Below are 22,291 nucleotides of genomic sequence, written 5' to 3' on the forward strand. Positions count from 1 at the left end.
TATCCCTCTCCCATCAATAGTCCTGTGCAATACGCAGCCGAGTTTGAGGATGACCGGGCGCATCCTATCGGCACCCAGGTTCAATGATGGGTGGATTCCCGCCTTCGCGGGAATGACGAACGGGTACGCAAAGGTCTCCGGCTGTCGGAGTGCGGCATGACTGCCGACGGCATGGCGCGGCGCCGGACCAAGATCGTCGCCACGATCGGTCCCGCCAGCGTTGGTCGGGTCGATGAGCTGGTGGCGGCCGGCATGGACGTGGCGCGCCTCAACTTCTCTCACGGCACACCGGCTGACCACCGGGCCGCCGCGCGGGCAGTGCGTGAGGCGTCCGCGCGCGCCGGCCGGCCGGTGGCCGTGTTGGTGGACCTGGCCGGCCCGAAAGTGCGGCTCGGCCGGCTGCCACCTGGCGGCGTGACGCTCACGACCGGAGCCACGTTCACGCTGCGGCGCGGCACGGAGATCGGCGATGCCCACGGTGCGGCAACCAACCACGGTGGGCTGGGGCGCGACCTGGAGCCGGGCGATCGGATATCGCTGGCCGACGGCGCGGTCGAGCTGCGCGTGACCTCCACCGGCGACGACGTGGCGTGCGCGGTGGTGACCGGGGGCGTCCTGCGATCGCACGCCGGCGTCAACGTGCCTTCCGTGAGACTCTCGCTGCCGGCCATCACGGACCGTGATCGGTCGGATCTCGCGCGAGCCCGCGCGCTCGGCGCCGACTACATCGCGCAGTCCTTCGTGCGCCAAGCGTCCGACGTGGACGCCCTGCGCGCGGCGCTTGGCGAGCCGAAGATCCCCATCGTCGCCAAGATCGAGACCGGCGCCGCCGTCCAGGCGGCAGCGGCTATCCTTCAGGCGGCCGACGCCGTGATGCTCGCCCGCGGCGACCTGGGCGTGGACGTGGACCTGGAGCGCGTGCCCCTGATCCAGAAGCGCCTGACCCGCCAGGCCGTCGCGATGGGCGTTCCGGCAATCATCGCGACACATATGCTGGAGTCCATGATCGAGGAACCGCGTCCCACGCGCGCCGAGGTGAGCGATGTCGCCAACGCCGTCCTGGACGACGCCGACGCCGTGATGCTGTCGGCCGAGACGGCCATCGGACGGCATCCCGTCGCCGCCGTCCAAACGGCCGCGCGCATCGCCACCGAAACCGAGCGCCATAGCGACGAGTTTTCGACCCCGGCACTACAGCCGGAACCCGGCGATCCAGCCGCGGCCGTGGCCCGCGCGGCGGCGGACGTGACGGCTGCCAACTCGGAGGTCGCCGCGATCGCCTGCTTCACCGAGACCGGTTCCACGGCGGAACTGCTGGCGGCGGCACGGCCACGCGTCCCCATCGCGGCCTTCTGCGCGGACGAAGCCGTTGCTCGCCGCCTGACACTCCACCGCGCCGTGAACCCGATAGTCACCGATCCCATGCCCGATACGGACGCCGTGATTGGAATGCTGGACGCCGGCTTGAGCCGCGACTTCGGGCTCGCGGCGGGAACCCCGGTGGTGTTGGTGGCGGCGTCACCGGTGGGCAAAGCCAGCACCAACCTGCTCAAGCTGCATCGCGTCGGCGAATGGATCGCGCCGTGAGCCACGCCGTTGCGCCGTTCAAGCGGCGGCTGCGGGACGCCCTGGAGTCGGACTCGCTGCCAATGGCGCTGGGACGGGTGCTGCCGCTGCTGGACGGACGCCGGCGCGAGGCGTTTCACGGACGCGACTTCCCCGCCGAGCAGGCGCGGCTGGCGGCGATCCGCAAGCGGGACGTCGCCGACGGTCCTCGTCTGCTCGAGCAGTTCACCGCGGTTGCCGAGAAGGCGGGCATGGTGGTGCATCCACCGGCCGACGCGGAAGCGGTGCGCGAAACCGTGGCGGAGCTGTTGCGCCAGGCATCGGCGCGCATGGTCGTGAAGAGCAAGTCCATGGCCACCGAGGAGATCGGCCTGCGCCAGGCGCTCGAAGCCGACGGTTTGGAAGTGGTCGAGACCGACCTGGGCGAGTTCCTGGTGCAGGTGGCGGATGAGCTGCCCTCGCACATCGTCGCGCCGGCGCTGCACATCACCCGCGAGCGCGCCGCCGAGCTGATCGGCAGCGCCACGGGACAGGACTTGCCGCCAGATCCCGACACGCTGGTGCGGGCGGCGCGCGAGTACCTGCGCGACAAGTTCATCACCGCCGACGCCGGCATCACGGGCGCCAACGCCCTGGTGGCCAGCACCGGCAGCGTGATGCTGGTGAGCAACGAGGGCAACGCCCGGCTGTGCAGCAGCCTGCCGTCGCTGCACATCGTGGTCGCGGGCGTGGACAAGCTCGTCGCCACCATGACCGACGCGGCGGCGACGCTGGACCTGCTCCCGGCGAGCGCCACGGGACAGACCATGTCCAGCTACGTCTCGTTCATCAGCGGACCCAGCCGCAGCGCCGACATCGAGATGTCGCTGTCGCTGGGCGTCCATGGACCGCGCGACGTGCACGTCGTGCTGCTCGACAACGGTCGCGAGGCCATGCGCCGCGACCCGATGTTCCAGACCGCGCTGCAGTGCGTGCGCTGCGGGGCCTGCTCGAACGTCTGCCCGACATATCAGCAGGTGGGCGGCCACGCCATGGGCCACATCTATACCGGACCCATCGGCCTGCTGCTCACGTCGTTTCACCACGGCATGGAGAACGTCGCCGGACCGCAGTCGCTCTGCGCCGGCTGCGGCGCCTGCGCCACCGTGTGCCCAGCCGGCATACCGATTCCCCAACTGATCCAGGAGGTGCGCACGCGGGCCGTCGGCGACGGCGCGGCGAAGAACCGGCTCAAATCGATGGCGCTACGGGTGCTCGCCGACCCTCGGGCGTTCGAAAAGGGCCTGCGTACCTTCACCCGGATTCCTGGGGCGCAGGGGCTGGCACGCCGGCTGCCGGGATCGCCGCTGCGGGCGCGTCCCCTGCCGCCCGTGGCGGCGCGTCCCTTCCGCGATCGACTGCCCACTCTGATCGCCCAGGACGGCGAACAGGCCCAGGTGGCCTACTTTCCCGGCTGCCTCACCGACTGGCTCGCGCCGGAGACCGGCGAGGCGGCGGTGCAGGTGCTTGGCGCCGACGCCGTCGCGCCCATCGTCTTCGAGTCTTGCTGCGGGCTGCCGGCCATCAACGCCGGCTACCGCGAGCCGGCCCTGCGCATGGCCAAGCAGACCATCGAGGCCATCGAGGACTCCGGCGTAGACACCATCGTCAGCACGTCCACCAGCTGCCTGGGCGCCATCCGGGATGACTATCCGCGCCTGCTTGCAGACGAGTCCGAGTGGCGGGAGCGAGCGGAGGCGGCAGCGAGCCGCCTGGTCGATTTCGCCAGCTACGTTGAGAAGCATGCGCCGAAGCCGGTCGCGACGCCGGAGCCACGCGGAGTGGTGACCGTCCACGACGCCTGCCAATCGCGCCACGGGCTCGGCCTTGGGGAAGGCACGCGCCGGCTGCTCGAAGCCGCGGGCTACGACGTGCGCGAGGCCCCCTATAGCGGCGAGTGCTGTGGGTTCGGCGGATCGTTCTCGTTCGACTTTCCCGAAGTGGCCGGCCGCATGCGCCAACGCAAGCTGGAGGCCTTCGGGTCCACCGGCGCCACGTTCGTCTGCGGCGACAATCCCGGCTGCCTGCTGCACCTGAACTCGGACGGCGCGACGCCCGACGCCCCGCGCCCGGTGCATCTGGCCGAGCTTCTGCGGGACGCTACGTGACTTTCGACCGACTTCAGCGCCAGCTCGCGTTCATCGTCGAGATCGACAAGGCGAAGTCCATCCTCCGCAACTCCCTGGTCATCGAGGAGGGCCGGCGCGAAAACGACGCGGAGCATGCGTGGCACCTGGGCGTGATGGCGCCGCTGCTCGCCGAGTACGCACGCGAGAAAATCGACGTCGACCGCGTGATCGAAATGCTGCTAGTCCACGACCTGGTCGAGATCGACGCCGGCGACACGTTCATCTACGACACCGCTGCCCGCGAGCAGCAAGCCGAGAAGGAACGCGCCGCGGCCGACCGCATCTTCGGTCTCCTGCCGCCCGATCAGGCCGCCGCGCTGCGCGCGGCGTGGGAGGAATTCGAGGCGCGACAGACGCCCGAGGCCAGGTTCGCCTTCGCGCTGGACCGCCTGCAACCGCTCCTGCTCAACTTCCACACCCGGGGTCACGCCTGGCGCAAGCACGGCGTGCGCCGCGCGCAGGTGATGGCCGTGAATGCCAGCATCGCGGGCAGCGCGCCGGAGCTTTGGGAATTCGCGCGGGGTCTGATCGACGAGGCCGTCCGGCGGGGCTATCTGTCGGAGTAGTTGAGGCCCATAGCGCCTCGATCCGATTCCGCCCTAGGTAGATCGAGTCTCAGGACCGCTCGCGATGCGCTCCACGTGCCAAGGGTGGCGATTGGCGTAATAGGTTTTCGACTCGTGGAAGGCGCGGGCGGGCGGCTCGAGCGCCAGCTCGAACAGGCACAGATCGACCCAGGCGTCTCCGTCGCGGATGCGGTTCGGCAGGCGCGCCGCCTCGGTGAAGCCGGCGGCGCCGGCGATGGCCGCCAGATCGTCATCGGTGGCCGCGATCGGAAACTCGAGCACGCTCACGCCGATCTCGCGAGCCCGGTCGGCCGCGGCGCGAAGCAATGTCACGGCGTGGTCCATGTAGGCCGGCGCCACGCGCAGTGAGAGGGTGGCCACGTGTTGCTGCGGGAACGTATCGCGGCGCACGAAGACCGTCTGCCCGACCACACGGTTCGTGGGCGTCGCCAGAACGAGCATGGCGCCCTGCACGTTCTCGACGCGGAGCTTCAGGCGCGCGAAGTGGTACTCGTAGCGCGTGTCGCGGAGACAGTCGTCCAGGACCTCCTTGAGCAGCCAGGCCGGCTCGCGCATGTTGTAGAGGATGGCCGCGCGCGGCAGATCGCCCCAGACGGCGTCCCGCACGACCGGATCGCCGTCGAACGCCAGATACGTCGCGTCGAAGTCGTCCGCGTCCGCCACCGTGAAGCGCATGCCATCGCCGACGCGGTACCAGAACCCGTGGTTTTCATAGAGATGGCCGGCGACCGGATTGGTCGTGCAGAGATGGAGCGCCTGGCCGCCATTCGCCACGAACTCTTGCAGCATGCGCGACATGAGCGCGTCGGCCACACCCTTGCGGCGGTGCCGGTCCTCGGTCGCCACGAACTCCACGATGCCGACGTCGCGCGTGTCGACAGGGACGTAGTAGCCCAGCGATCCCGCATAGTCACCGTCGATGACTCCCACGAAATAGGGCGTGTAGAGCGTCTCGGCCAGCGCCCCGCTGAACAGGTCGTCCTGCAGAGGTTCCCAGGTGCGGACGCGCCCCCCGAACGTGTCCATCGGCGGGACGAGGGGCTCGATTTGCATGCGCTCGCCGTTCCGCAGCGTGACGTTTTCAGAGGCCATGGCATCGCTCGGCGTGGGCGGACGCGCGATTCTACGCGCGGGCCGGTGGTCCGGGACCGCACGGTGCGCCACTATGGCGGAAAGGGTCCCTTTCTCGGCATCGACCGGAGGATCACCAATGGCGCAGGCAACGGCAGCCAATCCCGAAATGATCGACCAGCTCACGGCGTCGCGGGTCTATGACCTGGGCACGCGCTACGAGATGGACATGCCGGTGCATCCGGCCCATCCGCCCTACATCTTCACGCTGCAGCGGCGCCACGGCGACACCTTCCGTCCCGGCGGCTACAGCTCGTCCAACGAGCTGATCGTCATGTGCGGCCACACGGGGACGCACATCGACTCCCTGGCGCACGTCTCCGAGCACGGGCAGCTCTTCGGCGGCGTGGACGCCAGCTGCAACCAGCAGGGCGGGCGGGGCATGAAATCCATTGGCGTGGACACCATCGAGCCGGTGGTTCGGCGCGGCGTGCTGCTCGACGTGGCCGGCGCGGAGGGCGTAGACATCCTGCCGCCCGACTACGGGGCCGATGCCGAGACGTTGCAGGGCGTGGCCAAGGCCCAGGGGGTAGAAATCCGCGCCGGAGACTGCGTCCTGGTGCGCACGGGATGGATGCGCCACTGGGGCAACCCGCCGGCGTACCTGGCCGAGAGCGAGGGCCAGCCCGGCGTCAACGCCGACGCCGCCGAGTGGCTGGTCGAGCGCGGGATCTTCCTGGGCGGGTCGGACACGGCGGCCTTCGAGCAGGTCATCCCCGGCGCAGCCATGCCGGTGCACCTGATCTTCCTGGCGCGCAACGGCATCCACATCCTCGAAATGGCCGACCTGGAGACCCTGGCCGCGGACGGTGTCTACGAGTTCGGCTTCGTCCTCTCACCGCTCAAGCTCGTGGGCGCCACTGGCTCGCCGGTTCGACCGCTCGCGCTGGTCTAGGAAAAGTGTGAAGTAGGCGTTTTATCAACCTCGATCCGTTCGCCCAGAGCTAGTCGAAGGGATGATCGAACGGATTGGGGTCCATGGATGCCTTGGGGTTTCGCTCTTGCAATTGTTTCCCACGCCACTGCTTCGGGGATCCGGAGTCGGACTCAGCCCAGAAAGAGGTCGTAGGGTCCCGGGATCGGCGACTCGACCGCGGCGCGCTGGAGCAGTTCGCGCGAGGGGCTGAGCGCCCGCGCGGCGATGGCGCGATTGATCTCCGGAACCTTGTCCAGCGCGTCGATCTCCTCCATGGTGAGGAATCGGGCGGCGTCGACCTCGTCACCGGGCGTCGGCTCGCCGGCGACGCGCCGGAGCAGGAACACCACGTAGGTGGAGTGGTCCTCGGCGTGCCGCGAGCGCACCGCCAGCAGCCCCTGAACCTCCGTGGTGAGACCGGCTTCTTCCTGGACCTCACGGACGGCGGCCTCGGGCAGCGTCTCATCGGCCTCGCAGAACCCGCCGGGAATCTGCCAGCTGCCGCGCCCGTAGTCGGTCGCGCGGCGCACGAGCAAAACGCGGTCGCCGTCGACCACGGCGCCGCCCACTCCGACGTTGTAGCCGCTGTTGTAGCGCGCGGGAATCGGGCTCATCGCGCCATAGTACCGGCGCGAATCGCGCCGCCAGGGTTGAAGCCGCCAAAGGAAGTCCCCGGACAGCAGGACATTGAGTCCCCGGCATGCAGCCTCATAGAATCAAGGGCCTCCCCGGATACATAGCGTGCCTTTCGTGCTCTTCGACTTCCATACGCACACGTTCTTCAGCGACGGCGAGCTTTCGCCGATCGAGCTCTTGCGGCGTTGCCACGTCGCGGGCTACACCGCCGTGGCCCTGACCGATCACGCCAGCCCGGCCAACGTCGACACGCTGGTGCCGGCCCTGGCCCGCGATTGCCGCATCGCCGAGGAGGCGTGGGGCATCGTGGCCATTCCGGGCGTCGAGATCACGCACGTGCCGCCGGGCGAGATCGACGCGGTGGCGCGCCGCGCGGCGGAAGCTGGTGCCGAGATTGTGGGCGTCCACGGTGAGACCATCGCCGAGCCGGTCGCCGCCGGCACCAACCGCGCCGCGCTGGAGTCGGACTACGTGCATGCGCTGGTGCACCCCGGCCTGCTGAGCCCGGAACTGGCGCGGTTGGCGCAGCGCAACGGCAAGTGGCTGGAGCTGTCGGCGCGCCGCGGGCACTCGCTCACCAACGGGCACGTGGCCGCACTGGCCCGGGCGTCGGGAGCACGGTTGCTGGTCAACAGCGACGCGCACGCTCCGGGTGACCTGTTGTCGGAGCCCCTGGCGCGCCGCGTCGCGCGCGGGGCGGGACTCAACGCCGACGAAACCGAGATCGTGGTGGCGGACAATCCGCTGGAGTTCCTGCGCCAAATCGGGCGCTCAGTTTCTGAGATCAGCCCGGTCCCGTGACCATCCTCGACCACGAACCGCTACCGCCCGACCTCGAAATCATCGGCCCCGACGATGACGACGCGACCGGGTCCGAGCGCGTGGAGCTGCCGGTGCTGCCCCTGCGCGCCGAATCGCTCTACCCCATCCCCGAGACCATGACCCCCTTCCTCGTGGGACGCGAGGGCTCCGTGTCGGCCATCGAAGACGCGTTGGCCCGCGACCGGCGGATCCTGGCCGTGGCCCAGCGCGAGCCCAACAAGGAGGAGGTCGGCTTCGAGGACCTGCACGAGATGGGAACCGAGGCGCGGATCATCCGCATGCTGCGGCTGCCGGACGGGACAACCAGCGTGCTGGTGCACGGCGCGCGGCGCGTTCGCGTGGTCTCGGTTCTCAGTGAGTACCCCATCGTGCGGGTCGTGGGTCAGGTCGTGGAGGACCTGGACGAAGACCCCGCGGCCTCACGCGCGGCGATGCCGAAGGTGCTGGAGCTCTTCCAGCACGTCGCCCGGCTCAGCGACACCATTTCGGAAGAGGCGCAGATCCGCGCCATGAACGCCGAGACGCCCGGGTTGCTGGCGGACGTGGTGGCGGCGTCGCTCAGCCTCTCCCTGGACGATCACCAGACGCTGCTGGAAATGCGCGATGTGGCGGAGCGGCTGGAGCGCGTGCGCACGTTGCTGGACGAGGAAATCCGCGTCCTCAAGCTCGAGCAGGAAATCCGCGAGAGCACCCGCAACGATGTCGACATCAAGCAGCGCGAGTTCTACCTGCGCGAGCAGATGCGGGCGATCATCAAGGAAATCGGGGAAACCAACGCCCAGAACGCCGAGATCGCCGCCATCCGCGAGCGGCTGGAGTCCGGCGCATACCCCGAGGCGGTCGTGACGCGTGGACTCAAAGAGATCGACCGCCTCAACGCCCTTCCGCATGGATCGCCCGAAACCAGCGTGTTGCGCACCTACCTGGAGTGGCTCACGGAACTGCCGTGGCGGCGCCGCTCGAGGGACAAGACGGACGTGGCGCGGGCGGAAGACATCCTCAACCAGCACCACTATGGGCTCAAGGACGTCAAGGAGCGCCTGCTGGAATACATCGCGGTGCGCCACCTCGCCCGGCGCTCGCGCAGCCCGATTCTCTGCTTCGTGGGACCGCCGGGAGTTGGCAAGACGAGCCTGGGTCGTTCCATTGCCGAAGCCCTGGGCCGAGCCTTCGTCCGGGTGTCATTGGGCGGCGTGCGCGACGAGGCCGAGATTCGCGGCCATCGCATGACCTACGTCGGCTCCATGCCCGGCCGCATCCTGCAGAAGATGCGGGAAGCCGGGACCGTCAACCCCGTCTTCATGATCGACGAGATCGACAAGCTCGGGCTGGATTTTCGCGGCGACCCCGCCGCCGCCCTGCTCGAAGTGCTGGACCCGGAGCAGAATCACACCTTCAGCGATCACTACCTGGAGTTGCCCTTCGACCTGAGCAAGGTGATGTTCATCGCCACCGCGAACACGCTGCACGGCCTGCCGCCCGCGCTGGTCGACCGCATGGAGGTGATCGAGCTCCCGGGCTACGTCGAAGACGAAAAGGTCGCCATCGCGGAGCATTTCCTGGTCGACCGGCAGTTGCACGAACACGGGCTGAGCGCCGATGCGCTCCAATTCGAACGGGACACGCTGCGTCGCATCGTGCAGGCCTACACCCGCGAGGCGGGCGTGCGCGAGCTGGAGCGCGCCATCGCCACCATCGCCCGCAAGCAAGCGCTGGCCCGCGCCGAGGGCCGCGAGGGGCAGCAACGGATTCGACCGGCGGACATACCGGAATACCTCGGCCCGCCGAAATATCGCTATGGCAAGGCCGAAAGCGACGACGCGCACGCCGTAGCCACCGCGGTGTTCACCACGCCGGCCGGCGGCGACCTATTGCCGATCGAGGTATCCATTGCCGAGGGCGCGGGCAAGGTCACGCTGACAGGCTCCCTGGGCGACGTGATCCAGGAGTCCGCCCACGCCGCCATCACCTACGCCCGGGCGCATGCCGACGAGCTTGGCTACGGCGCGTCCAACTTCGACGCCGTGGACATCCACGTGCACGTGCCCCAGGGCGCCCTGCCGAAGGAAGGCCCGGCGTCGGGCGTGGCCATCGCCGCCGCGCTGGTCTCGGCCCTCGCGCAGCGCAAGGTGCGCGGCAGCGCGGCCATGACCGGAGAGATCACGCTGCGAGGGCGCGTGCTGCCGGTGAGCGGAATCAAGGAGAAGGTCCTTGCCGCCCAACGCGCGGGCATTGAGACCTTCGTGCTGCCGCATGGCAATCGGCAAGACCTGGACGAGCTGGACGCGGACACCCGGCGAGGCCTCGAATTCGCCCTCGCGACCACGGTGGACGAGGCGCTCGCGCACGTTCTGGTGGGCTAGCGCGGCGGGATCCGCCGCCAGGGGCGACTCTGGCGACCGAAGGGAGTGGCTATTCTGCGTTACGCGTCCGCGGCGCCGCCCGCGGAATGGGAGAGCTGAGCAAGCGGTCTGATGTTTGGTCCGTTCAACACGCTCCTCGGGCTCTTCTCGCGCGACCTCGGCATCGACTTGGGCACGGCGAACACCCTGGTCTATGTGAAAGACCGGGGCGTCGTCCTCTCAGAGCCGTCGGTGGTCGCGACCGATCAAAACACGATGCGCGTGCTGGCCGTGGGCGCCGAGGCCAAGAAGATGGTGGGCCGAACGCCGTCCAACATCACCGCCATGCGACCGCTGCGCGACGGCGTGATCGCCGATTTCGACACCGTGGAGACCATGCTGCAGTACTTCATCAGCCGCGTGCACGACGAGCTGCCGTTTGCCCCGCGTCCCCGCGTGATCGTCGGCGTGCCCTCCGGCGTCACCGAGGTTGAGAAGCGCGCGGTCCACGAGGCGAGCCTGCAGGCGGGCGCCCGCGAGGTCTACCTGATCGAGGAGCCAATGGCTGCCGCCATCGGCGCCGGACAACCGATTCAGGAAGCGACCGGCAACATGATCGTGGACATCGGCGGCGGCACCACCGAGGTCGCCGTGATCTCGCTGGGCGGCGTGGTGGTGAGCCACAGCATTCGCGTGGCGGGCGACGAGATCGACGAGCAGATCGTGGAGTACTGCCGCAACGAGCACATGCTGCTCATCGGCGAGCGCACGGCGGAGGCTTGCAAGATCGCCGTCGGATCGGCCTACGCCGGTTTGCAGGAAGACACCGTGCTTGTCCGCGGCCGTGACCTGCAGAGCGGGCTGCCGCGCCAGGCCGAGCTGACCTCCGGGCACATCCGCGAGGCGATTGGCGGGCCGGTGACCGAAATCGTTGACAACGTGAAGCTCGCCATCGAGGCTACGCCCCCTGAATTGCTGGCCGACATCATGGAGCACGGCATCTATCTCGCCGGCGGTGGGGCGTTGCTGCGCAATCTGGACAAGCGCATCGAGCAGGAGGCCGACATTCCGGTACACGTCTCGGAGAATCCGCTTGAGGCGGTCGTGCGGGGCACGGGAGCGTGCCTGCACAACCTCGAGGCTTACCACGAAGTCTTCGTCGCCGAGAACAGATCGCCTTACGGCTAGGTGGTCACGAGCATGCGGGGAGGCCAGCGAGCCGCGATCGTGCTGATCGGGCTGATCCTTGCGGCGGTCGTGCTCTCGATGCTGCACAACACGGGCGCCAGCGTTCCGGTGGAGGGCCTCGTCCTGCGCGTGGTGGAACCCGTGCGAAGCGCCTTCACGACGGTTGCCAACGGCGCCTCGCGTGCGCTGGCCGACCTCGAGCGGTTTGGCGAAATGCGCGAGGAGAACGCCGCGCTGCGGATCGAAGTGGCCGAGCTTCGCGCGCGGGCGGCCCGCCTCAGCGACGCCGAACGCGAGAACGAGCGCTTTCGAGAGGCCCTGACCTATCTGGACGAAAACCCTGAGCTGGAGCTGGTGACGGCCCGCATTGTCGGGCGCGACAGCCTCGACATGCTGGACACCATCGTGATCGATCGCGGGGCGTCCTCGGGCATCCGCGTGGGAATGGCGGTGGTGGCCAACGGGGGACTGGCGGGCCGCGTGACCAAGGTGACCGACACCACCGCCGACATCCTGCCCGTGCACAGTCCGCAAAGCACGGTGAGCGTGCTGGCTCAGGGTAACGAAGCCACGGCGGACGGCACGTTGGACGGGACCAATGGGGCCGATCTCGTGATGCGCCACATTGACGCCGAGGCCGCGATCATGGTGGGCGACCCGGTCGTGACCTCCAGCCTTGGCGGCAGCCTCCCGCGCGGAATCCCGGTGGGGCGAATCGTGGCCATCGAGGTTTCGCCCACAAGCGTGCTGCGCCAGGCGATCGTGGAGCCGCTGGTGCAGCCCGAGCATTTGGACGTCGTCCAGGTCATCCTGGGACAGACCGCCGGGGCGTAGGCATGATTTCGCATCTCGGCACGGCCGCGCGCGGTGTGCGCTGGCTTCCATCGCCCGGCACATTGGCGGCGGCGCTGTTCCTGGCGCTGCTGGCGCTGGTGCAAACCTCGGTATTGCCCTACTTCGAGATCATGGGCGCGCAGCCGTCGCTGGTCCTGGTCAGCGTCGTGATCCTGGCCACGATGCAGGTGGGGACGCGGGCCCTCGGCTGGGGCTTCGGCGGCGGGCTGTTGGTCGACCTGTTCTCGGCCGCGCCCCTCGGAACCAACGCCCTGCTGTTCACGTTGATCGCCTATCTGGCCGGCGGCGGCTTCGGCGGCGTCGACCGTGCGAACGTGCTCATCCCGGCCGTCGCGGTCGCGCTCGCAACCGCCGCCTACTACCCAAGCGTGCTGCTGGCCCTGCAGCTGCAGGGCCTCGACATCTCGTGGGAGGCCCATCTGCCCGCCCGCTTGTGGCCGGCGATCGGCGTCAATCTTGGCGCCGCGGCGGTGCTCTACTACCCGGTGCGGGTGCTCGAACGCTGGACGCACGGTCGCCCAATTCCGACGTTTCGAGGAGTACGCTAGAAGCCATGGCGGCGAACGGCGGGCCAAGCGATCAATCGGCGGCGGGGGCGCCTGGAACCAAGAGCGACGGCGGCGCGAGCGCCAATCGCAAGCTCAGGCGCGGCCTGATCCTCGGTGGCGCGGTGGTGGCGGCCAATACGGCTCTGGCGGGACGGCTCTGGCAACTCCAGGTCGTAGAAACCGAGACCTACCAGGAGCAAGCGGCGCGAAATCGTCTGCGAACCGAACCGGTGCGGCCGGTCCGCGGTCTGGTGTTTGACCGCAACCGCGAGCCGTTGGTGCGCAACGTCCCCGTGTTCGGTGTATGGGTCACACCGGCCGACGTGCCCAAGTCTCGCGAAGGCTCAATCATCGCCAGCCTGGCCGCCCTCACGGGGGAGCAACCCGACGACGTGCGCCTCAAGTTGTCGCAAGCCCGCTACGACCCGGGGCGCCCGGTGCAGGTGGCGGCGGACGTGCAGCGGGACTCGGCGCTGGCGATCGAGGAGCGACGCCACGACCTGCCGGGCGTGCAGGTTCGTTCCGGGATTCGTCGGCACTATCTCCACGGCGACATCTTTGGGCACATGCTGGGATTCGTCGGTCCCGTTCCGGCCGAGTCGCTGGAGGAATACCAGGCGCTTGGCGTGGGCTTCGACGAAACGGTCGGGCTGGCGGGCCTGGAACGCCAATTCCAGGGGGCGCTGCGCGGTGCCGACGGCTCGCGGAGAGTCCAGATCGACGCGCTGGGGCGCGAGCTAAGCGAGATCGAATCCGAAGCGCCGGTCGAGGGACGACACCTCGTGCTGACGGTCTCCGTTCGCGAGCAGCGGGCCATCCGCGAGATTCTGGCGCGGCATCTGGCCCTCCGTGACTCCGGCGCCGGGGTCGCCGTCGTCATTCGACCGGAGGACGGATCGATCGTGGCGCTGGCCAGCCTGCCGGACTACGACAACAACGCCTTCGGAGTGGGCGGAGATCCCAGCGTGCTGACGCGGCTGGTCACCGATCCGCGCCGCCCCCTCATCAACCACGCGGTGGCCGGCCTCTACCCGCCCGGATCCAGCTACAAGGTCATTGCGGCCTCGGCGGCGCTCGAAACGGGGATCGTCTTGCCGCAAACCAAGATCCGGTGCGACGGACAGTTGGTGCTGCCGACCGGCTGGGCCTTCAACGACTGGCTGGCGACCGGCCACGGCATGGTGGACCTGCACCGGGGCATTTCGGAGTCGTGCAACATCTACTTCTACAACATCTCCGGCGGCAACCCGTATACCAACCTCACCGGGTTCGGCAACCGGCGGCTGGTGGAGTTCGAGCGAGGGTTCGGATTCGGCGAAGTCAGCGGGATCGACCTTCCCGGCGAGGCGGCCGGCCTTGTCCCAACCGCCGAATGGAAGCAGGGCAACCTGGGACAGCCCTGGGTGACGGGCGACACCTACCACGCGGCCATCGGCCAGGGGCTGGTGCAGGTCACGCCGCTGCAGATCGCCATGATGTATGCGGCCTTGGGCAACGGTGGGCGCCTGCTGCGCCCGCGCCTGGTGGACCGCATCGTGGACTCGCAGGGCAACGTGCTCCAGCGCCTGCCCATCAGCGAGCGGGGGCAATTGCCCGTCTCGGACGAGCACCTGCGCCTGATCCGCAATGCGCTTCTGGAGGCCGTCAACGGTCGCAATGGCACTGGCAAGTGGGCCCGCTCTGAATTCGCCGTCGTGGCCGGAAAAACCGGCACCGCCGAGTACAGCGGAACGCGGGACTCCCAGGGCAAGCTCCCGAGCCATGCGTGGTTTGCGGGCTACGCCCCGGCGGGCAACCCCGAATACGCATTCGCCGTCCTGGTTCGCGACGGCGGCGAGGGCGCATTCGCGGCCGCGCCGATCGCGCGGGACATCATCGACTACTTGATGACGGGTGAAATGCCCCCGCTGCCCCAGGACCGTCCGGACTTCATCCCGCCAACCCGGCGGCTGGCATGACGCACGTCCTGCGGCGCTTCGATCTTGCCGTCATCATTCCGTCGATCGCGCTGGTCTCGGCTGGGATTCTCATGCTCTCCACCACCGGCGATCCCGGCCAAACAGGCCTGGATCACAAGGCGGTGCAGCAGGGCGTATTCGTGGCCATTGGATTCGCCATCGCCCTGGTGATGGCCTTCCTCGACTATCGGCTGCTCAATGCCGTGGCGCTGCCGGCATTCATTCTCGGGACGATCCTGGTTGCCGCCGTGGTGGTATTCGGCGACGCCAGCCTGGGCGCCCAGCGCTGGTTCGTGGTGGGGCCCATCGTGATTCAGCCGTCCGAGATCATGAAGCTCGCCGTCATCGTCTTTCTGGCACGGTTCCTGGCGCGGCGCGGCGAACGCGTCCGTTCCATTCGGACGCTGCTGCTGAGCTTGCTCATCGTGCTGGCGCCCGCGGCCCTGGTATTCATCGAGCCGGATCTCGGTTCGGCGTTGGTATTCGTGGCGATCTGGTTGGCGATGGTGTTCGTCGCCGGCGCGCGCTGGTGGCATGCGCTGATTCCGGCGGGGATAGCCTTGGCCGCCTTCCCCTTCGGCTGGTTCTTTGCGCAGGACTACATGCGTGAGCGCTTCGTCGCGTTCCTCGACCCCGGGAGCGATCCGCTTGGCGCCGGCTATAACGTGCTGCAGGCCCGGATTTCGATTGGCTCGGGCGGCTGGTGGGGGCAGGGCATTGGCCAGGGCACGCAGTCGCAACTCGAGTTTCTGCGCGTCCGCGACACGGACTTCATCTTCGCCGTGCTGGGCGAGCAGCTGGGATTCGTGGGCGCCCTGGGCGTCATCTTGTTCTTCGCCATCCTGCTCATCCAGGCCGTGATCATCTCCATTCGCGCGCGCGACGATTTTGGCCGCTACCTCGCCATCGGCATTGCGGGCATGCTGTTCTTCCAATCGTTCGTCAACATCGGCATGAACGTGGGGCTGATGCCGGTGACCGGCATCACGCTTCCGCTGCTCAGCTTTGGCCGCAACTCGCTCGTGGTCACGCTGGCGGCCATCGGCATCCTGCTCAGCATCAATGCGCACCGCACGGCCGCCCCGCACCGTCAGCAGGGCGTCTGGTGGGTGTCGAGCGTCAGGCGGCTGACGGCCGGCCCCGGGTCTTCGCCGCGGCCGTGAGCGGCCCCGGTTGGGCCGAGGTTGCCGTCCCCGCGTCGTCGGGGAATCTGGGCGCCGGTTTCGACGCGCTTGGCTTGGCGCTGGAACTGCGGAACACCTACAGGTTCGAGCCCAGCAGCCACGACCACATCGAGGCCACCGGAAAGTTCGCCGAATTCGTGCCGCGCGATGTCCGGCGCAATCTGGCCTTTCGCGCGTTCCGGTCCCTGGCGCCGGCGGCGGCCGGTCCCTACCGATTGCACGCTCGGCGGATCATCCCCGCCCAAGGCGGCCTGGGCAGCTCGGCCAGCGCCATCGTTGGCGGACTCGTGGCGGCCACGCTCGCCTTCGACCTTGACGTGCCCCAGGACGACCTGCTGCGGCGGGCGGTCGAGCTCGAGGGGCATGCGGACAACGTGGCGCCCGCGTTGCTGGGCGGCATGGTGGTCACCGTGCCGGACGGACCCGACCTGGCCTGGCTGCGACTCGAGTTCCCGGCAACGGTCGGGATCGTGCTGGTCGTGCCGGGCTACCGGGTGCCTACGCACCGCGCGCGCCAGGCCCTGCCCGACGAAGTCCCGCGGGCCGACGCCGTGGCCAACCTCGCCCGTGCGGCGCTGATGGTGGGCGCCGTGAGCCAGGAGCGTTTCGACCTGTTTCAGGAATCCATGACCGACCGGCTGCACCAGCCGTACCGCGCCACGTTGAATCCGGCGCTGGAACCCTGTATGGCTGCCGCGCGTGAAGCGGGCGCCTACGGCACCGCGCTTAGCGGATCGGGCCCCACGGTCATTGCCTTCGGCCCGCGCGACCGCAACCTCTCGGTCGCCAGCTCGATGGCCGACGCCTGCCTCGACAGCGGCCACTCGTGCGAGACCTACGTGGTCAGCGCCGCGGTTGAGGGCGCACACCCAACCGAGGCCTGGCGAACGCGGACGCGGCCGGCCGACCTATAATCGGCCGTCGGCGTGCACCGTCGCCTGAACGCGCGGCGGGCGCCGCAGGGAGGCCTACTGCTCACCGAATCGAGCGCGCGCGGAGTTGTCCCACGCGCGGACGCGACCGGCGTCGGCGCGGACATCGCTGCATCGGTCGGACACGAGACCATCGCGGTCCTCGACTTCGGGTCGCAGTACAGCCAGCTCATCGCGCGGCGAATCCGCGAAGTCGGCGTCCGCACCGAGCTCCTGGCCCCTGACCAACTGGGCACGGTCGATCGCCGCAACCTGCGCGGCATCGTGCTCTCCGGCGGTCCAGCCAGCGTCTACGCGCCGGGTGCCCCGCAGCTTCCGGCAGACGTGCTCGACGCGGGCGTCCCCATCCTGGGCATCTGCTACGGCATGCAGCTGCTCAGCCACAGCCTGGGCGGCCGCGTGCAAGCCGCGGCACGGCGCGAATACGGTCCGGCGCGCGTGCGCGTCGCCGACGGCGCACACCCGCTGTTCGCCGGCCTGCCGCCGTCTTTTGACGTGTGGATGAGCCATGGCGACGTGGTCGAAGAACTGCCGCCCGGCTTTCGCTCGGTCGCCGCAACCGCACACTCGCCCACGGCGGCCATGTCCAACGGCAACGGCGTGAGCGCGCTGCAGTTCCATCCCGAGGTCCGGCACACGTCGCACGGGCTGGATCTGCTGCGCAACTTCGCGCGCGACATCTGCGGCTGCCGCGGTGACTGGACCCCCGCGTCGCTCGTGCGGGAGGCCATCGGCGACATTCGCCGCCGTGCCGCCGGCGCCCGCGTGATCTGCGGGCTCAGCGGCGGCGTCGACAGCGCCGTCACCGCCGCGCTGGTGCACGCCGCCATCGGCGACCGGCTTACCTGCATCCTGATCGACACCGGCTTGCTGCGCGCGGATGAAGTGGCGCAGGTCCGAGACGCGCTGCACACCAGCCAAAACCTCGACCTCAGTGTCGTTGACGCGGCGGAGGAGTTCCTGCGCGCCCTGCAGGGCGTGACCGACCCGGAGCGGAAGCGCGCCATCATCGGCGAGGCCTTCATTCGCGCCTTCGAGCGCGAGGCCGGCCGCATCGACGACGCGCGCTTCCTGGCGCAGGGCACGATCTACCCCGACGTGATCGAAAGCGGCGGTCGGGTAGGGGCGGCAGTCATCAAATCGCATCACAACGTCGGCGGGTTGCCCGACCGGCTCGGCCTGGAATTGCTGGAGCCGCTGCGCGAGCTCTTCAAGGACGAAGTGCGAGCCGTGGGACGCGAGCTCGGCCTCCCGGGATCGATCGTCGACCGCCAGCCGTTTCCCGGGCCGGGACTCGCCGTGCGCGCGCTCGGCGACCTGACGCCCGCGCGAGTCGAAACCCTGCGGGCAGCCGATGCCATCGTGCTCGAAGAGCTGGAACCGATCGCCGCCGCGCATTCCCTCGCGCAGTACTTCGCCGTGCTGCCGGGCGTGCGCAGCGTCGGCGTGATGGGCGACGAGCGCACCTACGGCGAGCTGGTGGCCGTCCGGGCCGTAACATCCGACGACTTTATGACCGCCGACTGGGCGCGTATCCCCGCCGACGTGCTGGCGCGCATCTCCAGCCGGCTGGTGAACGAAGTCCCAGGCGTCAATCGCGTGGTCTACGACATCACCTCCAAGCCGCCCGGGACCATCGAATGGGAGTAAACGTGCAGCACCCGGACCCGAAGCTCCTGGTCGTGGGCGGCGGCGGCCGCGAGCACGCAATCTGCTGGCGGCTGCGGCAGGACCGCCCACACGCCGAGATCTACTGCGCGCCGGGCAACGCAGGCGCCGCGGAAGTCGCCCGCACGCTCGACATTGGGGCGGGCGACATTGACGACCTCGTCCATTGGGCGCGATCCGAGCGTCCCGACATGGTGGTCGTCGGTCCGGAGGATCCCTTGATCGACGGGCTCGTGGACGAACTGCAAACAATCGGGGTGCCGGCCTTTGGACCGTCGCGGCGCGCGGCGGAGATCGAAGGCAGCAAGGCCTTTTCGAGTGCCCTGGTCACACGGCTCGGCGTGCCGGCGCCCGTCCACGCCACCTTCGTCAACGTCGACGAGGCGCTGGCCTACGTGGAAGACGAGCCCGACGGAGTCGTGGTCAAGGCCGACGGCCCGGCCCTTGGCAAGGGCGTGATCGTCTGCGGCACCCCCGAGGAAGCCGATGCGGCGATTCGCCGGATGATGGTCGACGGCGCGTTCGGCGCCTCGGGATCGCGCGTGGTGGTGCAAGAGCTGCTGCATGGTCCCGAGCTGTCGGTGCTCGCGCTGTCGGACGGCACGACCTTTCGCACCATCGGCGTGGCCCGCGACTACAAGCGGATCGGCGACGGCGATCGAGGACCCAACACCGGCGGCGTGGGCAGCTACACGCCCGTGCCGGACGCGCCCGCGGCGCTCGTGGCGCGCGTCGAGCGCGAGATCATCGCCCCGGTCCTGGCCCGGCTGCGGGCGGAGGGACGACCCTATGTCGGCGTTCTATTCGCGGGACTCATCCTCACGGCCGAGGGCCCCAAGGTGATCGAGTTCAATTGCCGCATGGGCGATCCCGAAACCCAGGTGCTGTTGCCGGTGCTGCCAGGCGACTTTGTTGACCTCATCGACGCCGCGGTGAGCGGCACGCTGGACCGCACGGAAATCCCACCGCCCGAACAGGCGGCGGTCGCCGTCGTGCTGACGTCCAAGGGTTACCCCGGCCCGTCCGAAAGCGGCCTCCCGATCGACGGGCTGGACGCCGTCGACCGCGGACTGATCTTTCACGCGGGCACGGAGCGGCGAGACGGCGCGGTGCGGACCGCAGGAGGTCGCGTCCTCGCCGCCGTGGGCATCGCCGACGACCTCGGCGAGGCACGCGACGAGGCCTATTCCCTCGCCGCCTCGATCCGCTTTCGAGGCGCGGGCTACCGCTCCGACATCGCTGCCGACGCGCTCGGCATGGCGGTCGCGTTGTGATTCCGCGCTACACCCGACCCGAGATGGGCGCCATCTGGGACCGCCAGATGTACTTCGAGTTCCAGCGCCGCGTCGAGCTGGCCGCGGTCAATGCCTGGGCGAAGGACGGCCGCATACCGGCCGACGAGGCCGCGCTGCTGCAGCGCGCCAGCTTCACGCTCGAGCGCATCGACGAACTCGAACGAACCAGCGATCACGAGACCAACGCGTTCGTCGACGCCCTGGCCGAGTCGGTGGGCCCGGAGGGCCGTTGGCTGCATCTCGGGCTCACGTCGTCCGACGTGCTGGACACGGGGTTGGCGCTGCAGCTTGTGGCGTCCGCCCACCAGTTGCTCGCGCGCCTGGACGACCTGTCGCAGGTCCTGACGCGGCTCGCGCTGGAACATCGCCACACGCTGATGATCGGCCGCAGCCACGGCGTACACGCCGAGCCGATCACCTTCGGCCTCAAGCTGCTGATCTGGATCGACGAGGTGCGGCGCCAGCGCCGGCGCCTGTGCGACGCGCAGGCGACCGTGAGCGTGGGCAAATTCTCGGGATCGGTGGGCACGCACGCCCACGTGCCACCACTGGTCGAGGAATGGGCCTGCGCCGAGCTTGGATTGACCGCAGCGCCCGTGACGAACCAGATCGTGCAGCGCGACCGCCACGCCCACTTCATGACCACGCTGGCCGGCATCGCGAGCTCGCTCGACAAGTTCGCCACCGAGATCCGCAGCCTCCAGCGCACCGAAATCCGCGAGGCCGAAGAGCCATTTGAAGAAGGCCGCCACGGCTCATCCTCCATGCCGCACAAGCGCAACCCCTCGCGCTGCGAGCGCGTCTCCGGCCTCGCCCGGCTGGTCCGGTCCAACGCCCAGGCGGCGCTGGAAAACGTGGCGCTGTGGCACGAACGCGACATCAGCCATTCGTCGGCGGAGCGCGTGCTCATCCCCGACTCTTGCATGGCGCTGGATTACATCCTGTGGCTCTTCACCAATGTCATACGCGACCTGCGCGTATACCCGGAACGGATGCGCGCGAACGTGGACATGACCGGCGGCCTCATCTATTCGCAGGGGGTCTTGCTGGCCCTGGTGCGCGCCGGCATGTCGCGCCAGGAGGCCTACGCCATCGTCCAAGACCACGCCGGCACCGCATGGACCAGCGGCGCGTCCTTCCGCGACCTGATCGTCGGGGATTCACGCGTGACGGAGCGGCTAACGTCCGACGCTTTGGACGAAGCATTTAGTCCGGCCCCGCACTTGAAATGGATCGACGCCGCGTACGAGAGACTAGGCTTGAACGAAGACGCCGCGCCGGACGCCTCGGCGCAACAGGCGGAGGTGAGCCCGACATGACGACGAACACGGTTACCCAAACCGATCTGGAGGGCCTGCGGCTCATCAACCGCGGGAAAGTGCGTGACATTTACGACCTCGACGACAAGCTGCTGATCGTCACCACCGACCGCATTTCGGCATTCGACCACGTGCTGCCAACGGCCATTCCGGACAAGGGCGCCGTGCTTACGGGCATGTCGGAGCGCTGGTTCGGTCTCACTGAAGATATCGTGCCGAACCACCTCATCACGACCGACGTGGACGCCATGGGCGACGACGTGCGCCGGCACGCCGACGTGCTGCGCGGCCGGACCATGCTGGTCAAGCGCGCCGAGCGCATCGACGCCGAGTGCGTCGTGCGCGGATACATCACCGGCTCCGGCTGGGTGGATTACCAGCGCACCGGCCAGATCTGCGGCATCGACATCCCGTCCGGGATGAAAGAGGCCGAGCCCTTTGCCGATACGCTGTTCACGCCCGCGACGAAGGCCGAAACCGGCCACGACGAGAACATCAGCTTCGCCCAACTGAGCGAGCTGGTGGGCACCGAGCTGGCCGGGCGCCTGCGGGACGTCAGCATTGCGGTGTATTCCCGCGGCCGCGACTACGCGGGCGAGCGCGGCATCATCCTGGCCGACACCAAGTTTGAGTTTGGCTGGGTCGACGGCGAGCTGACCTTGATCGACGAGGTCCTCACGCCGGATTCGTCCCGGTTCTGGGACGTGGCGGAATACGACGTGGGCCTTTCGCCGCCGAGCTTCGACAAGCAGATCGTGCGCAACCACCTGATCGAGATCGGTTGGGATCGGGAACCGCCGATCCCCGCGCTGCCGGAGGCGATCGTGGAGCGCACCGCCGCGCGCTATCGCGAGATCCGCGAGCGCCTGGCGGCGTGAGCGGCCTGCCCCAGATCTACACCGCGCACGTGTTCGTGCGTCTCAAACCGGGCGTCAACGACCCGCAGGGGGCCACCGTCGCGGCGGGACTGCGCGACCTGGATTTCGACGGCATTCGCGACGTGCGCGTCGGCAAGATCGTCGATGTCGAGCTGGCCGCGCCGGACGCTGTGACCGCGCGCGCGCGTGTCGAGGCCATGTGCGAGCAGCTGCTGACCAATCCCGTGATCGAGGAATTCGAGCTGGAGCTGATCGAGCCACAACCGCTCAAACTCAGCGACACCGCCTGGTAGCCAGC

General features: G+C 68.9%; 19 protein-coding genes. 17 read left to right on the plus strand and 2 right to left on the minus strand.

The genetic code is table 11. From position 1 onward, the window contains the following. The first annotated feature begins 156 nt into the window (after positions 1–156). From pyk to OXG79_00890, 3 genes are read left to right on the plus strand one after another with little or no spacing between them, the layout of a single operon-like run. Positions 157–1,587: a pyruvate kinase gene (gene pyk, locus OXG79_00880; protein MCY3782321.1), complete on the plus strand. Its 1,431-nt coding sequence runs from the start codon at positions 157–159 to the stop codon at positions 1,585–1,587. Beyond that, positions 1,584–3,713: an LUD domain-containing protein gene (locus tag OXG79_00885; GenBank protein MCY3782322.1), complete on the plus strand. Its 2,130-nt coding sequence runs from the start codon at positions 1,584–1,586 to the stop codon at positions 3,711–3,713. The genes pyk and OXG79_00885 overlap by 4 nt, the downstream gene beginning before the upstream one ends. Next, positions 3,710–4,300 (plus strand): HD domain-containing protein, encoded by a 591-nt coding sequence (locus OXG79_00890; protein ID MCY3782323.1) that lies wholly within the window; start codon positions 3,710–3,712, stop codon positions 4,298–4,300. The genes OXG79_00885 and OXG79_00890 overlap by 4 nt, the downstream gene beginning before the upstream one ends. A 33-nt stretch (positions 4,301–4,333) precedes the next feature. Here OXG79_00890 and OXG79_00895 read toward each other — a convergent pair whose 3' ends face one another. Beyond that, the gene (locus OXG79_00895; protein ID MCY3782324.1) at positions 4,334–5,413 is read right to left on the minus strand and encodes a GNAT family N-acetyltransferase; all 1,080 of its coding nucleotides are present in this window, start codon (positions 5,411–5,413) and stop codon (positions 4,334–4,336) included. A 118-nt stretch (positions 5,414–5,531) separates the two neighbouring features. Here OXG79_00895 and OXG79_00900 point away from each other — a divergent pair, with 118 nt between their 5' ends. After that, positions 5,532–6,347: a cyclase family protein gene (locus tag OXG79_00900; protein MCY3782325.1), complete on the plus strand. Its 816-nt coding sequence runs from the start codon at positions 5,532–5,534 to the stop codon at positions 6,345–6,347. A gap of 152 nt (positions 6,348–6,499) precedes the next feature. Here OXG79_00900 and OXG79_00905 read toward each other — a convergent pair whose 3' ends face one another. Beyond that, positions 6,500–6,982, minus strand: coding sequence for an NUDIX domain-containing protein (locus OXG79_00905; protein ID MCY3782326.1), 483 nt, complete (start codon positions 6,980–6,982; stop codon positions 6,500–6,502). A 127-nt stretch (positions 6,983–7,109) separates the two neighbouring features. Between OXG79_00905 and OXG79_00910 the strand changes: the two genes are divergently transcribed. The 13 genes from OXG79_00910 (at position 7,110) to purS (ending at position 22,286) form a co-directional block, all read left to right on the plus strand. Further along, positions 7,110–7,805 carry a histidinol phosphate phosphatase domain-containing protein gene (locus OXG79_00910; GenBank protein ID MCY3782327.1) on the plus strand — a complete coding sequence of 232 codons (696 nt, stop codon included), beginning with the start codon at positions 7,110–7,112 and terminating at the stop codon, positions 7,803–7,805. Next, positions 7,802–10,189 carry an endopeptidase La gene (lon, locus tag OXG79_00915; protein MCY3782328.1) on the plus strand — a complete coding sequence of 796 codons (2,388 nt, stop codon included), beginning with the start codon at positions 7,802–7,804 and terminating at the stop codon, positions 10,187–10,189. The genes OXG79_00910 and lon overlap by 4 nt, the downstream gene beginning before the upstream one ends. 111 nt (positions 10,190–10,300) lie before the next feature. Next, on the plus strand, positions 10,301–11,356 hold the full coding sequence (locus OXG79_00920) for a rod shape-determining protein (GenBank protein ID MCY3782329.1): 1,056 nt from the start codon (positions 10,301–10,303) through the stop codon (positions 11,354–11,356). Between the two features lie 12 nt (positions 11,357–11,368). After that, positions 11,369–12,190, plus strand: a complete 822-nt coding sequence (mreC, locus tag OXG79_00925) for a rod shape-determining protein MreC (protein ID MCY3782330.1) — start codon at positions 11,369–11,371, stop codon at positions 12,188–12,190. Between the two features lie 2 nt (positions 12,191–12,192). Further along, on the plus strand, positions 12,193–12,759 hold the full coding sequence (gene mreD / locus OXG79_00930; GenBank protein MCY3782331.1) for a rod shape-determining protein MreD: 567 nt from the start codon (positions 12,193–12,195) through the stop codon (positions 12,757–12,759). A 5-nt stretch (positions 12,760–12,764) separates the two neighbouring features. Next, on the plus strand, positions 12,765–14,717 hold the full coding sequence (gene mrdA / locus OXG79_00935; GenBank protein ID MCY3782332.1) for a penicillin-binding protein 2: 1,953 nt from the start codon (positions 12,765–12,767) through the stop codon (positions 14,715–14,717). Then, on the plus strand, positions 14,714–15,880 hold the full coding sequence (rodA, locus tag OXG79_00940) for a rod shape-determining protein RodA (protein ID MCY3782333.1): 1,167 nt from the start codon (positions 14,714–14,716) through the stop codon (positions 15,878–15,880). The genes mrdA and rodA overlap by 4 nt, the downstream gene beginning before the upstream one ends. Next, positions 15,877–16,815: a homoserine kinase gene (thrB, locus tag OXG79_00945; GenBank protein MCY3782334.1), complete on the plus strand. Its 939-nt coding sequence runs from the start codon at positions 15,877–15,879 to the stop codon at positions 16,813–16,815. Before rodA ends, thrB begins: the two co-directional genes overlap by 4 nt. A 123-nt stretch (positions 16,816–16,938) precedes the next feature. Beyond that, positions 16,939–18,483: a glutamine-hydrolyzing GMP synthase gene (gene guaA / locus OXG79_00950; protein MCY3782335.1), complete on the plus strand. Its 1,545-nt coding sequence runs from the start codon at positions 16,939–16,941 to the stop codon at positions 18,481–18,483. Further along, positions 18,474–19,775: a phosphoribosylamine--glycine ligase gene (gene purD / locus OXG79_00955; protein MCY3782336.1), complete on the plus strand. Its 1,302-nt coding sequence runs from the start codon at positions 18,474–18,476 to the stop codon at positions 19,773–19,775. The genes guaA and purD overlap by 10 nt, the downstream gene beginning before the upstream one ends. Then, positions 19,772–21,115, plus strand: coding sequence for an adenylosuccinate lyase (gene purB / locus OXG79_00960; protein ID MCY3782337.1), 1,344 nt, complete (start codon positions 19,772–19,774; stop codon positions 21,113–21,115). Before purD ends, purB begins: the two co-directional genes overlap by 4 nt. Further along, positions 21,112–21,993, plus strand: coding sequence for a phosphoribosylaminoimidazolesuccinocarboxamide synthase (locus OXG79_00965; GenBank protein ID MCY3782338.1), 882 nt, complete (start codon positions 21,112–21,114; stop codon positions 21,991–21,993). The genes purB and OXG79_00965 overlap by 4 nt, the downstream gene beginning before the upstream one ends. Beyond that, positions 21,990–22,286, plus strand: a complete 297-nt coding sequence (purS, locus tag OXG79_00970; protein ID MCY3782339.1) for a phosphoribosylformylglycinamidine synthase subunit PurS — start codon at positions 21,990–21,992, stop codon at positions 22,284–22,286. Before OXG79_00965 ends, purS begins: the two co-directional genes overlap by 4 nt. Positions 22,287–22,291: the final 5 nt, after the last annotated feature.

The organism is Chloroflexota bacterium, assembly GCA_026706485.1.
Classification (GTDB): domain Bacteria; phylum Chloroflexota; class UBA11872; order UBA11872; family UBA11872; genus JAJECS01.